Raw genomic sequence first — 11,949 nt, 5'->3', positions numbered from 1 at the left:
GAGTCTCTATGATCGGGACGATCGCCTCCAGGCTCCCAGCACCATGTATGCCGCCCTCAGTCACTTCAAACCCTGCGACCTGCCCACGCTGCTGAGCAGTCTGCAGCCGCTTGCGCCGCTGCTCGATACCCTCGCGGACGTGGTATTTTTCATCAAGGACAACGAAGCCCGTTACGCCTTCGTCAACCAGACCCTGGCCCGGCGCTGCGGCTTCAAGGAGAGCGCCGAACTGCTCGGGCGCACCGCCGACACGGTCTTCCCGGAACGCTTCGGCCCGCTGTACACCGCCCAGGATCGCCGGGTGCTGTCGAGCGGTCGCGAGCTGGCCGACCAACTCGAACTGCACCTCTATTACGGCAACCAGCCGATCTGGTGCCTGACCCACAAACTGGCGTTGCGCGACCTGCAAGGTCATATCGTCGGCCTCGCCGGGATCTCCCGCGATTTGCAACTGCCGCAATCCAGCCACCCGGCCTTCCCGAAACTCGCCGCAGTCGACGCCCATATCCGCGACCACTTCGCCCGGCCCATCAGCCTCGCCGAACTGACGGCGATTGCCGGGTTTTCCGTGGCGCAACTGGAGCGCCACTGCAAGCGGGTGTTCCAACTGACCCCGCGACAGATGATTCACAAGGCCCGCCTTGAAGAGTCCTCGCGACTGTTGCTGCACACCGACCTGCCGATCACCGAAATCGCCCTGCGCTGCGGTTACACCGACCACAGCGCCTTCAGCCGGCAGTTCCGCGCCCTGACCAGCCTCGCCCCCAGCCAATACCGCGACAGCCGTCGCTGAGCGTGCCGCGAGTGTTCCTTTAAGGGGCGTGCGGGGCGGGGCTGCTCCCTTCTGTAACACCGATTCCCTACCCGCCCTTCCCGCGTTGTCACTCACGTCCACCTGGCAACCGCCCTAACTCAATGGCTTATCAGTGATTCGGGTGGTCGCCGAGAAACGGGCACGCTCATTGCAAAGTAAATATCGTATACGAAATTCTCAATACGATCGCCAACAGCACTCAACCGACCACGAGGCCTCTATGAAAAACCCCGCATTTGCCGTAGCCCTCAGCGCTGTTCTCAGTACCTCCTTTATCGCCACCGCCCATGCCGACAAACTCGACGACATCATCGGCTCGGGCAAACTGCGCTGCGCCGTGACCCTGGACTTCCCGCCCATGGGTTCGCGCGATGAAAGCAACAAGCCGGTGGGCTTCGATGTCGACTACTGCAACGACCTGGCGAAGGTCCTCGGGGTCGATGCCGAGATCGTCGAGACACCCTTCCCGGATCGTATTCCGGCGCTGGTTTCGGGCCGCGCCGACGTGATCGTCGCCTCCACCTCCGACACCCTCGAACGGGCCAAGACCGTTGGCCTGTCCCTGCCCTACTTCGCCTTCCAGATGGTGGTGCTGACCCGCACCGACACCGGCATCAGCAAGTACGAAGACCTCAAGGGCAAGCCGGTCGGCAACACCAGCGGCACCTATGAAGCCATCGCCCTGGAAAAAGACCAGAAGAGCTGGGGCACCGGTAGCTTCCGCGCCTACCAATCCCAGAACGACACCATCCTCGCCGTCGCCCAGGGCCATATCGACGCCACCGTCGTCACCAACACCGTGGCAGCCGCTACGCTCAAATCAGGCAAATACAAGAACCTGAAGGTCGCCGGCAATGCGCCGTACGTCATCGACTACGTCTCGCTGGGGGCCAAGCGTAACGAGTACGGCCTGATCAACTACCTCAACCTGTTCATCAACCAGCAGGTGCGTACCGGACGTTACAAGGAGCTGTTCGTCAAATGGGTCGGGACCGAGATTCCGCCGGCCGACCTGACCGTGCCCCACGTCTACTACTGAGGAACGCTGAATGCCCAGCACGCCCATTTCCCTGACCGGACGCAGCCTGGTCTTAGGGGCCGCTCAAGGTCCCTTGCTGTTCGCCGATGTTGGCCTGAGTTTCTGGGGCGGTGTCGACCCGTTCAGTGGCGAGGTGATCGACCGCCATCACCCCCTCAGCGGCGAACACCTGGCCGGCCGCGTGCTGGCGTTGCCCAGCGGTCGCGGGTCCTGTACCGGCAGCAGCGTGATGATGGAGTTGATCAGCAACGGCCATGCCCCCGCCGCACTGGTGCTGGCCGAGCCGGATGAAATCCTGACCCTGGGCGTGCTGGTGGCACAGACCATTTTCGAGCGTTCCCTGCCGGTGCTGTGCATCGGCCGGGAGGCCTTCGCCGCCTTGCGCGGCAAGGCCTTCGCGCGGCTCGAAGGCGAAACTGTGACGCTGTTTGAACAGTTACCCGACCCTATCGGGCCGGCACCCGACACGCCGTTGCCCGGCGAAGAAAAACACCCCGCGATTGAACTGACCGAACATGACCTGGCGCTGCTCGATGGCCAATACGGCAAAGCCGCCCAGGTCGCCATGCAGATCGTCTTGCGCATGGCGCAATTACAAGGTGCCCGCAGCCTGCTGGATGTGACCCAAGCCCATATCGATGGCTGCATCTACACGGGACCGGCGAGCCTGAAGTTTGCTCAACAGTTGGTGCAGTGGGGCGCCAAGGTACGGGTGCCGACCACCCTCAACTCCATCTCGGTCGACCAGCGTCGCTGGCGCGAGTTGGGCATCGACCCGGCCCTGGGTGTCCCGGCCAGTGCCCTGGGCGATGCCTATATGGCCATGGGCGCGCAGCTCAGTTTCACCTGTGCGCCCTACTTGCTCGACAGCGCGCCGAAGGTCGGCGAACAGATCGTCTGGGCCGAATCCAATGCCGTGGTCTACGCCAACAGCGTGCTCGGCGCCCGCACCCTGAAGTACCCGGACTACCTGGATATCTGCATTGCCCTGACCGGGCGCGCGCCGTTGATTGGTTGCCATCTGGACGCCCAGCGCAAGGCCCAACTGCAAATCGAGCTGCCCGCCCTGAGCGAGGTGGACGACTCGTTCTACCCACTGCTCGGCTATCACATCGGCGCCCTGGCCGGCAGTCGGATTCCCCTGGTGCTCGGCCTGGAACAACGCCAACCGAGCCTGGACGACCTGAAAGCCTTCGGCGCGGCCTTCGCCACCACCTCCGCGGCGCCACTGTTTCATATCGCCGGGGTCACCCCGGAGGCACTCGACCCGGCCTATGTGCTGGCGCCGGACGTTGAACTACCGGTGGAAAAAATCCGCCTGCAGGACCTGCTGCTCAGCTGGCGTGAACTCAACAGCGCCCGCGACCCTCGGGTGGATGTGGTGTCCCTGGGCAACCCGCATTTCTCCCTCAGTGAATTTGCCCACTTGGCCCGTCTCTGCCGGGGTCGGCACAAACACCCCGACGTGGTCCTCGCCATCACCTGCGGCCGCGCGGTGCTGGAACAGGCGCGAGCCGCCGGGCACGGCGCGGTGATCGAAGCCTTCGGCGCGACCCTGGTGACCGACACCTGCTGGTGCATGCTCGGCGAGCCGGTGATCCCGCCGGCCGCCACCACCTTGATGACCAACTCGGGCAAGTACGCCCACTACGCGCCCGGGCTGGTGGGCCGCAAAGTGCACTTCGCCAGCCTCGCCGAATGTGTCGACGCCGCCTGCTGTGCCAGCGCCAGCGGGCGTTTACCCGACTGGTTAATGGCCGCCGCTCCGCTGGAGAATCCCGCGCATGTTTGACTACACCTTCCAATGGCACGCCGCGCTGCGCGCCTTGCCGGACATGCTCGCCGGCGCCGTCGTCACCTTCGAGACTGCGGCATTGTCGATGATCTTCGGGGTGCTGATCGCCCTGGCCCTGACGGTGATGCGCGAAACCAGCAATCCGCTGCTGCGTGGCATCGGTAACGGCTGGGTGTCGATTGCCCGCAACACCCCGTCGCTGTTCCAGATCTACATCCTCTACTTCGGCCTCGGCTCGCTGGATCTGCATGTCAGCTCATGGTTCGCCCTGCTCGCCGGGATCACCTTCAACAACGCCGGTTATCTCGCGGAAAACTTTCGCGGTGGCCTCAAGGCCGTGCCCGATACGCAAGTGCGCGCCGCCCGTTCCCTGGGCATGAGCGCCTTCCAGGCGTACCGCTTGATCATCGTCCCGCAACTGCTGCGCATCGTCTTTTATCCGCTGAGCAACCAGATGGTCTGGGCGGTGCTGATGACGTCGCTGGGGGTGATTGTCGGGCTGAACAATGACCTCACCGGCGTGACCCAGGACTACAACGTCAAGACGTTCCGCACCTTCGAGTACTTCGCCATTGCAGCGGTGCTGTATTACCTGATTGCCAAGGCGATCGTCGCGGTAGCCCGGCTGATGGCCTGGCGACTGTTCCGCTACTGAGGAGGTGACTATGTTTTTCACCAGTTTCTCCTGGAATGACCTGCTGTTCCTGCTCAACGGGGCCTGGATCACGCTGCAACTGACCGCCTGGTCGATCCTCATCGGTTCTGTTGCCGGGCTGCTGTTCGGCGTGTTGCGCGCCCTCTGGCCGCGCGCCAGCCTGCCCCTGGCCTGGGTGCTGGACGTGTTTCGCAGCGTGCCGTTGCTGATCCAGTTCGTGCTGTTCAACTCGCTGAAAAGCATCGTCGGCCTGAACATCAGCGCCTTCAGCGTCGGCTGCATCGTGCTCGGGGTCTACGCCGCCGCGTACTTCACCGAGATCGTGCGCAGCGGCGTATTGTCGGTGCCGCTCACCCTGCGTCGGGCCAGTCGTTCCCTGGGCCTGAGCTTTTTCCAGGACCTGCGCTGGATCGTCCTGCCGATGGCCACGCGGGTGGCCTTCCCCGGCTGGCTGAACCTGGTGCTCAGTGTGATGAAAGACACCGCGCTGGTGATGTGGATCGGCATCGTCGAACTGCTGCGCGCCTCGCAAACCATCGTCACGCGCATTCAGGAACCGTTGCTGGTGCTGTGCATCGCGGGCCTCATCTATTACGTCATGAGCCTGGTGGTCGCCCGCCTTGGCGCTCGTCTGGAAAGAAGGTGGCAAGAAAATGATTGAGATCGACAACGTACACAAATCCTTCGGCGAGCTCGAAGTGATCAAGGGCGTCAGCCTGACCGTGAACAAGGGCGAGGTGGTGTCGATCATCGGCGGCTCCGGCTCGGGTAAATCGACCCTGCTGATGTGCATCAACGGCCTGGAATCGATTCACCAGGGCAACATCCGCGTCGACGGCGTCGAGGTCCATGACAAGGCCACCGACCTCAACCGCCTGCGGCAGAAGATCGGCATCGTGTTCCAGCAGTGGAACGCCTTCCCGCACCTGACCGTGCTGGAAAACGTGATGCTGGCGCCGCGCAAGGTGCTCGGCAAAAGCCAGCAGGACGCCGAGGAACTGGCGGTCCGGCAACTGACCCACGTGGGCCTGGGCGACAAGCTCAAGGCCTTTCCCGGCAAGCTCTCCGGCGGCCAGCAGCAGCGCATGGCGATTGCCCGGGCCCTGGCCATGTCGCCGGACTACATGCTCTTCGACGAAGCCACTTCGGCCCTCGACCCGCAACTGGTGGGAGAGGTGCTGGACACCATGCGCATGCTCGCCGAAGACGGCATGACCATGGTCCTGGTGACCCATGAGATCCGCTTTGCCCGCGACGTTTCCGATCGCGTAGCGTTCTTTCGTAACGGCCTGGTGCATGAGATCGGCGCGCCCGACCAGGTCATCGGCAATCCCGTGCAGCCGGAAACGGCGGCGTTCCTCAAGTCCGTGAAATAACCACGACACTGAAAGCAAACGCGGTCCTGTGGGAGCCGGCTTGCTGGCGAAGAACGATAACGCGGTGTGCCTGATCCACCGCAGTGTTCTTACGATTCGCCAGCAAGCCGGCGCCTACAAGGTCGGTGAACCATCACAAGAGGAGTAGGCAATGCGTTCTTCGAAAATCGTCCACGTGGTCAGCTGCCACGCCGAAGGTGAGGTCGGCGATGTGATTGTCGGCGGCGTCGCCCCGCCGCCTGGCGCCACGGTGTGGGAACAGTCGCGCTGGATCGCCGAGGATGAAACCCTGCGCAACTTCGTCCTCAACGAACCCCGTGGCGGCGTGTTCCGCCACGTCAACCTGCTGGTGCCGGCCAAGGACCCACGGGCGCAGATGGCCTGGATCATCATGGAGCCGGCGGATACCCCGCCGATGTCAGGGTCCAACTCGTTGTGCGTGGCCACCGTGCTGCTCGACAGCGGCATCCTGCCGATGACCGAGCCCCAGACCCGCCTGGTGCTTGAGGCCCCCGGCGGGCTGATCGAAGCCGTGGCCGAGTGCAAGGACGGCAAGGTCCAGCGGGTGGAAATCAAGAACGTGCCGTCGTTCGCCGACCGCCTCGACGCCTGGATCGAAGTCGAAGGCCTGGGTTCGATCCAGGTCGACACCGCCTATGGCGGCGACAGCTTCGCCATTGTCGATGCCCAGCGCCTGGGGTTTGCCATCCGTCCCGACGAAGCCAAGGACATGGTTGAGATCGGCCTGAAGATCACCCGCGCCGCCAACGGGCAATTGGGTTTTGTCCACCCGTTGAACCCTGACTGGGCGCATATCTCCTTCTGCCAGATCGCCGCCCCGGTGGTCTACGAAAACGGCGTCGCCACCGGCGCCAACGCCGTGGTGATCCGACCCGGCAAGATCGACCGCTCGCCCTGTGGCACCGGTTGCTCGGCGCGCATGGCGGTGTTGCAGACCAAGGGTGTGCTGAAGGTCGGTGAGCGCTTTATCGGCCGCTCGATCATCGGTTCGGAGTTCCATTGCCGCATCGACTCCATGACTGAACTGGCCGGGCGTGCGGCGATCTACCCGTGCCTGTCCGGCCGGGCCTGGATCACCGGCACCCATCAATTGCTGCTCGACCCCGCCGATCCCTGGCCACAAGGCTACCGGTTGTCGGACACCTGGCCCGGTGCCTGAACCGCAACGCCAGCGCTAGACGGCTGATCGAAACAAACCGGGGGCGCCCTGACGGCGCCCGGCGAAAAAACACTGGTCTAATTTTTTCACTTAAAATATCGTATACGAAATACGCTAAACCACTGGAGAGCATCATGAGCAAACGCATCAACTGGAGCGGCGTCTTCCCGGCGGTCACCACTCAATTCAACGACGACTTCAGCATCAACCTGGAAAAGACCCACCAGGTGATTTCCAACGTGATCCGCGACGGCGTTTCCGGCCTGGTGGTGTGCGGTTCGGTGGGGGAAAACACCTCCCTGAGCGCTGAAGAGAAAATCGCCGTGACCGAAGTCGCGGTGGATGCCTCCCGTGGCCGGGTGCCGGTGATCTGCGGCGTCGCCGAGTTCACCAGCGTGCAGGCAGCCAAGGTGGCTAACGCCGTGCGCAAGGCCGGGGTCGACGGCGTGATGCTGATGCCGGCGCTGGTCTATGGCTCCAAGCCCTTCGAGACCGCCGAGCACTACCGCTACGTGGCAAAAAACGCCGATGTGCCGTTGATGGTCTACAACAACCCGCCGATCTACAAAAACGACGTAACCCCGGACATCCTGATTTCCCTGGCCGACTGCGACAACGTGGTGTGCTTCAAGGATTCCTCCGGCGACACCCGGCGGTTCATCGACGTGCGCAATGAAGTCGGCGACCGTTTTGTGCTGTTCGCGGGCTTGGACGATGTGGTGCTGGAAAGCATCGCCGTGGGGGCTGAAGGCTGGGTTTCGGGGATGTCCAACGTGTTCCCGAAAGAAGGCGAAACCATCTTCCGCCTGGCCAAGGCTGGGCGTTTTGCCGAGGCCATGCCGATCTACGAATGGCTGATGCCGATCCTGCACCTCGACGCCCGTGCTGACCTGGTGCAATGCATCAAGCTGTGCGAAGCCATTGCCGGTCGCGGCAGTGCTTTGACCCGTCCGCCACGCCTGGCCTTGCCGGAAGCCGATCGGGTGTTTGTCGAACAGATCATGGCCAAGGCCCTGGCCAATCGTCCGCACTTGCCGGACGTGGGTCTCTGAGACTGCGCCTCTAGCTTGAACTCAATCAAAGCCAGCGGGATGCACACTTGTGGCGAGGGGGCTTGCCCTCGCTGGGCTGCGAAGCGGCCCTAAAACCAGAGACTCGATTGTGTCAGGCGGAACGCAGTCGCAGGTTTACGACTGCTTCGCAGCCGAACGCAGTCTTGTGGCGAGCGGGCTTGCCCGCGCTGGGCCGCGAAGCGGCCCTAAAAACCAGTGATTGCGGTGTATCAGGTAGAACACGGTGATCGATTTTACGACTGCTTCGCAGCCGAGCGCGGGCAAGCCCGCTCGCCACAAGTCGCGGTCAGATTTGAGATCGCTCTTAACCGACTGGCACCAGGATGCCTTTCTTCTGACAGGAGTTTTCCATGTCCGAGATCATCGGCCACAACTACATCGGCGGTGCGCGCAGCGCCGCCGGCACTATCACCTTGCACAGCCATGACGCCAGCACCGGTGACGCCCTGCCCTTCGTTTTCACCCAGGCGACCAGCGACGAAGTAGACGCCGCCGCCCAAGCTGCCGCGTCGGCCTACCCGGCGTTTCGCACACTGCCGGCCAGTCGGCGTGCGGAGTTTCTCGAGGCCATCGCTGCGCAACTGGATGCCCTGGATGACAACTTCATCGCCCTGGTCACCCAGGAGACGGCCCTACCCACCGGCCGAATCCAGGGTGAACGCGCACGCACCAGCGGCCAGATGCGCCTGTTCGCGCAAGTGCTGCGCCGTGGTGATTTCTACGGCGCACGGATCGACCGCGCCTTGCCCGAGCGCCAACCGCTCCCCAGGATCGACCTGCGTCAATACCGAATCGGCGTCGGCCCGGTGGCGGTGTTCGGCGCGAGCAATTTCCCCCTGGCGTTCTCCACCGCCGGCGGCGATACCGCGGCTGCCCTGGCCGCCGGTTGCCCGGTGGTGTTCAAGGCCCACAGTGGACATATGGCAACAGCCGAACAGGTGGCCAATGCGATCATCCGCGCCGCCGAGCAAACCGACATGCCCAAAGGCGTGTTCAACATGATCTACGGCGCGGGTGTCGGTGAAGCGCTGGTCAAGCACCCATCGATCCAGGCCGTCGGTTTCACCGGCTCGCTGACCGGGGGACGCGCGCTCTGCGACATGGCCGCCGCACGGCCACAACCGATTCCGGTATTCGCCGAAATGAGCAGCATCAATCCGGTGGTGATCCTGCCCGAAGCCTTGCAACTGCGCGGCGAAAAGATCGCCAGTGAACTGATGGCCTCAGTGGTCCAGGGTTGCGGTCAGTTCTGTACCAATCCGGGTCTGGTGATCGGTATCGGTTCGCCCCGCTTCACCGCATTCACAGCACTGCTCGCGGTCTTGATGAACGAACAGCCGGCGCAGACCATGCTCAATGCCGGCACACTGCGCAGTTACACCAACGGCGTGCAGGCCCTACTCGACCATTCAGGCATCAGCCATCTGGCCGGCAAGCCCCAGCAAGGCCACCAGGCACAGCCGCAACTGTTCAAGGCCGACGTCCGTCTGTTGCTCAACGGCGATCCGCTGTTGCAGGAAGAAGTCTTCGGCCCGACCACCGTCGTCGTTGAAGTGGCCGACAACGCCGAACTGCAACAAGCGCTCCGGGGTTTGCACGGTCAACTCACGGCCACGCTGATTGCCGAGGCCGCCGATCTACAGAGCCACGCCGAGCTGCTGCCCCTGCTGGAACAAAAGGTCGGGCGAGTCTTGTTCAACGGCTATCCGACCGGTGTCGAAGTCGGTGATGCCATGGTCCATGGCGGCCCTTACCCGGCCACCTCCGACGCACGCGGCACTTCGGTCGGCAGCTTGGCCATCGAGCGCTTTCTGCGCCCGGTGTGCTACCAGAATTGCCCGGATGCCTTGTTGCCCGAAGCCTTGCAAAACGCCAACCCGCTGGGCATCAATCGTTTGGTCGACGGCATCAGCCAGCGCGCTCCGCTGTAAAAAACGGGCGCCATCGGCCAGACCGATGGCGCCCTTCCTCTCTCAGGCCAGCAACGCTTTCAGGTCGTTGTACAGCGCCTCGGGAATCTGCACACCCTCCACCAGACTGCGCGCTCGCGCCTCATAACGCCGTTGCGACGGCAAGCGTGCGCCCTGCCCCTCAATGCTGTCGAACACGGCTTCGGCACGGGCCAGATGCTGCTCGGTGGCCGCCCCGAGAAAACGCTGCGGATCGAAGGCGACAAGCAGTTCGCCATGGTACGGCGACGACTTGCTGCCAGCGTCGTAGGCCAGGGATTCGGCACTGGTCAGGTCACCGATCAACGGCCCGGCAATCAGCTCCACCATGGCTGCCAACGCCGAGCCCTTGTGCCCACCGAACGTCAACATCGCGCCGCTATCAAGCACCACATTGGCATCGGTACTCGGCTGACCTTGGGCGTCCACGCCCCAGCCTTCGGGAATGGCTTTGCCGGCCCGCCGATGCAGCTCTATCTCGCCACGGGCAATGGCACTGGTGGCGAAGTCGAAGACAAAGGGGTCGTTACCTGGGCGCGGCCAGCCGAAGGCGATGGGATTGGTCCCGAACACCGGCTGATTCCCCCCGGCGGGCGCGACCCAGGCATGGCTGGGCGTGCAGGCCAACGCGACGAGGCCGGCGGCGGTCAGTTGCTCGATCTCGACCCACAGCGCGGAGAAATGCACACAACGATTGATCGCCAGGGCCGCGATCCCATTGGCGCGGGTTTTCTCCTGCAACAAGGGCAGACCTGCCTGGAACGCCAACTGGGAAAAACCACCCCCCGCATCGACACGCACAATGGACGGCGCCTGATCGATGACCTGCGGCTCGGCGTCGGCGGCCACCTTACCGTTTCTCAGGGAATTCACGCAGCCCAATACCCGGTACAGACCATGGGAGGTGCAACCATCGCGCTCGCCGGCAATCACCGTGTCGGTCACCGCCTGGGCGTGGGCGAGGTTAAAACCGTTGTGCAGCAGAATCGATTCGGCCAGCTCGCGAGCTTCAGCCAGGGACAGTCGGATCATAATCAGCTCCTTGAACAGACTGTCCAGACTGGTCCATTGCAAGGCTCGCGGCTTGATCGCTTTAGGCCGAGACGATGACGAATTCGGCACACCCTGGCGGCTCGACAGGGGCCATATTGCCCAGCCATCGAAACATTCTGTAACCCCCTCGATTTGGCAGGCGCGGCGCCAGCCCGTTCAATGAGCGTTTTCTGCAAGGAGCAGGCTATGCCTACCGAACAAATAGTGTTGATGGCCATTTTTGGCATCGTCGTCATTGCCTGGGGTATCAGGCAGGACATGAAGAACCACAAGAAGGAAAAGGCCACGCGGCAAACCCAGGGCGACAGCAGGGTGTAATCGGTTGAGCCGGGCCTTGTCCGGCCGCCCTCGCCTTTGTGCCACGAAAAACAAAGCCCAGCACCAGGCTGGGCTTGTTCAAGGTGTTGGCCTCAGCCTTTTGGAGGCGGCTTGAGGCTGTCCAAACGACCGCTCTCCAGCAAAGCCTTGTACTTCAACGCATCCGCTTCACTGTGATAAACGCCGACCAACACATCGCCCTGGTAGACATCCCACATCCTGACGCTCGCGCTATGGGCGTCGTGGGACATGTGATCCTCATCGCGTTCTTTGACCGTAATGACCATTGGCACATCCTCTGGGTTGAGGCAGGTAAGGTATTTTTTACTCCTGTTGTTCCCAAGATTCCATACTCAACGCCTTGGAGACAGGGGCCGCTGTATTGGCTGACGACCTCAACCCTTTGCAGGGTTGCCCAATGCTGACGATAGCTGATGGGAGGGAGACGCGCCCTCCAGCAAGGCATCCACCACCGCACGCGCCACCTCCACCGAATGCAGCATGCCCCAGAACAACGCCCGTTCGACCGGGTTGGTGTGCAGGCTGATTTCGTCGCCATTGAGTTCTGCGGTTTCGAGCAGATTGGAAACGTAGACCAGGGCGTCCTGGGCGGTTACTCCGGGCTGGATCGCGAATAGCGTGGGTTTGTAGGGGGCTTCGGGGATGACGGGTTTTGCGCAAGTGAACGCCAGGGTAT

General features: G+C 62.9%; 13 protein-coding genes. 10 read left to right on the top strand and 3 right to left on the bottom strand.

Annotation, left to right across the window (positions count from 1 at the left end; all coding sequences use genetic code 11):
• Nucleotides 1-43: 43 nt before the first annotated feature.
• From HX866_RS04740 to HX866_RS04700, 9 genes are all read left to right on the top strand, one after another.
• A complete protein-coding gene (locus HX866_RS04740) occupies nt 44-793 on the top strand; it encodes an AraC family transcriptional regulator (protein WP_177139234.1) in 750 nt (249 codons plus the stop codon).
• 241 nt (nt 794-1,034) lie between these two features.
• Entirely contained in the window at nt 1,035-1,853 is an 819-nt protein-coding gene (locus HX866_RS04735) for an ABC transporter substrate-binding protein (protein ID WP_177100670.1), read from the top strand.
• Between the two features lie 10 nt (nt 1,854-1,863).
• Nucleotides 1,864-3,645, top strand: coding sequence for a cis-3-hydroxy-L-proline dehydratase (gene lhpI / locus HX866_RS04730; protein WP_177138283.1), 1,782 nt, complete (start codon nt 1,864-1,866; stop codon nt 3,643-3,645).
• Nucleotides 3,638-4,303, top strand: a complete 666-nt coding sequence (locus tag HX866_RS04725; protein WP_177138281.1) for an amino acid ABC transporter permease — start codon at nt 3,638-3,640, stop codon at nt 4,301-4,303. The genes lhpI and HX866_RS04725 overlap by 8 nt, the downstream gene beginning before the upstream one ends.
• 10 nt (nt 4,304-4,313) lie before the next feature.
• Entirely contained in the window at nt 4,314-4,964 is a 651-nt protein-coding gene (locus tag HX866_RS04720; RefSeq protein WP_177138279.1) for an amino acid ABC transporter permease, read from the top strand.
• Complete coding sequence (locus HX866_RS04715) at nt 4,957-5,679, top strand: amino acid ABC transporter ATP-binding protein (RefSeq protein ID WP_121132201.1); 723 nt, start codon at nt 4,957-4,959, stop codon at nt 5,677-5,679. The genes HX866_RS04720 and HX866_RS04715 overlap by 8 nt, the downstream gene beginning before the upstream one ends.
• Nucleotides 5,680-5,830: 151 nt before the next feature.
• Nucleotides 5,831-6,859, top strand: a complete 1,029-nt coding sequence (locus HX866_RS04710) for a trans-3-hydroxy-L-proline dehydratase (RefSeq protein WP_177138278.1) — start codon at nt 5,831-5,833, stop codon at nt 6,857-6,859.
• 134 nt (nt 6,860-6,993) lie between these two features.
• Nucleotides 6,994-7,911, top strand: a complete 918-nt coding sequence (locus HX866_RS04705; protein WP_177091413.1) for a dihydrodipicolinate synthase family protein — start codon at nt 6,994-6,996, stop codon at nt 7,909-7,911.
• Nucleotides 7,912-8,282: 371 nt separating this feature from the next.
• Nucleotides 8,283-9,863 carry an aldehyde dehydrogenase (NADP(+)) gene (locus HX866_RS04700; RefSeq protein ID WP_177138276.1) on the top strand — a complete coding sequence of 527 codons (1,581 nt, stop codon included), beginning with the start codon at nt 8,283-8,285 and terminating at the stop codon, nt 9,861-9,863.
• A gap of 42 nt (nt 9,864-9,905) precedes the next feature.
• Here HX866_RS04700 and HX866_RS04695 read toward each other — a convergent pair whose 3' ends face one another.
• A complete protein-coding gene (locus tag HX866_RS04695) occupies nt 9,906-10,913 on the bottom strand; it encodes an Ldh family oxidoreductase (protein WP_177138275.1) in 1,008 nt (335 codons plus the stop codon).
• Nucleotides 10,914-11,120: 207 nt separating this feature from the next.
• Between HX866_RS04695 and HX866_RS34195 the strand changes: the two genes are divergently transcribed.
• Nucleotides 11,121-11,252 carry a hypothetical protein gene (locus HX866_RS34195; RefSeq protein WP_256344821.1) on the top strand — a complete coding sequence of 44 codons (132 nt, stop codon included), beginning with the start codon at nt 11,121-11,123 and terminating at the stop codon, nt 11,250-11,252.
• 92 nt (nt 11,253-11,344) lie between these two features.
• Here HX866_RS34195 and HX866_RS04690 read toward each other — a convergent pair whose 3' ends face one another.
• Nucleotides 11,345-11,539 (bottom strand): hypothetical protein, encoded by a 195-nt coding sequence (locus tag HX866_RS04690; protein ID WP_177091407.1) that lies wholly within the window; start codon nt 11,537-11,539, stop codon nt 11,345-11,347.
• Nucleotides 11,540-11,647: 108 nt separating this feature from the next.
• Nucleotides 11,648-11,949 (bottom strand): hypothetical protein (locus tag HX866_RS04685; protein ID WP_177138274.1); only part of this gene is annotated, 302 nt, incomplete at its 5' end.

The sequence above is a fragment of the Pseudomonas gingeri genome (genome assembly GCF_013386165.1).
Classification (GTDB): Bacteria; Pseudomonadota; Gammaproteobacteria; order Pseudomonadales; family Pseudomonadaceae; genus Aquipseudomonas; species Aquipseudomonas gingeri_C.
The sequence above is the reverse complement of the archived record's forward strand: the minus strand, read 5'-3'. Positions and strand labels throughout refer to the sequence as shown.

What these genes read in the sequence shown, in the direction of transcription:
- HX866_RS04740 (WP_177139234.1), top strand. Translation starts at nt 44, where the DNA reads ATGTATGCCGCCCTCAGTCACTTCAAACCCTGCGACCTGCCCACGCTG.
- HX866_RS04735 (WP_177100670.1), top strand. Translation starts at nt 1,035, where the DNA reads ATGAAAAACCCCGCATTTGCCGTAGCCCTCAGCGCTGTTCTCAGTACC.
- lhpI (WP_177138283.1), top strand. Translation starts at nt 1,864, where the DNA reads ATGCCCAGCACGCCCATTTCCCTGACCGGACGCAGCCTGGTCTTAGGG.
- HX866_RS04725 (WP_177138281.1), top strand. Translation starts at nt 3,638, where the DNA reads ATGTTTGACTACACCTTCCAATGGCACGCCGCGCTGCGCGCCTTGCCG.
- HX866_RS04720 (WP_177138279.1), top strand. Translation starts at nt 4,314, where the DNA reads ATGTTTTTCACCAGTTTCTCCTGGAATGACCTGCTGTTCCTGCTCAAC.
- HX866_RS04715 (WP_121132201.1), top strand. Translation starts at nt 4,957, where the DNA reads ATGATTGAGATCGACAACGTACACAAATCCTTCGGCGAGCTCGAAGTG.
- HX866_RS04710 (WP_177138278.1), top strand. Translation starts at nt 5,831, where the DNA reads ATGCGTTCTTCGAAAATCGTCCACGTGGTCAGCTGCCACGCCGAAGGT.
- HX866_RS04705 (WP_177091413.1), top strand. Translation starts at nt 6,994, where the DNA reads ATGAGCAAACGCATCAACTGGAGCGGCGTCTTCCCGGCGGTCACCACT.
- HX866_RS04700 (WP_177138276.1), top strand. Translation starts at nt 8,283, where the DNA reads ATGTCCGAGATCATCGGCCACAACTACATCGGCGGTGCGCGCAGCGCC.
- HX866_RS04695 (WP_177138275.1), bottom strand. Translation starts at nt 10,913, where the DNA reads ATGATCCGACTGTCCCTGGCTGAAGCTCGCGAGCTGGCCGAATCGATT.
- HX866_RS34195 (WP_256344821.1), top strand. Translation starts at nt 11,121, where the DNA reads ATGCCTACCGAACAAATAGTGTTGATGGCCATTTTTGGCATCGTCGTC.
- HX866_RS04690 (WP_177091407.1), bottom strand. Translation starts at nt 11,539, where the DNA reads ATGGTCATTACGGTCAAAGAACGCGATGAGGATCACATGTCCCACGAC.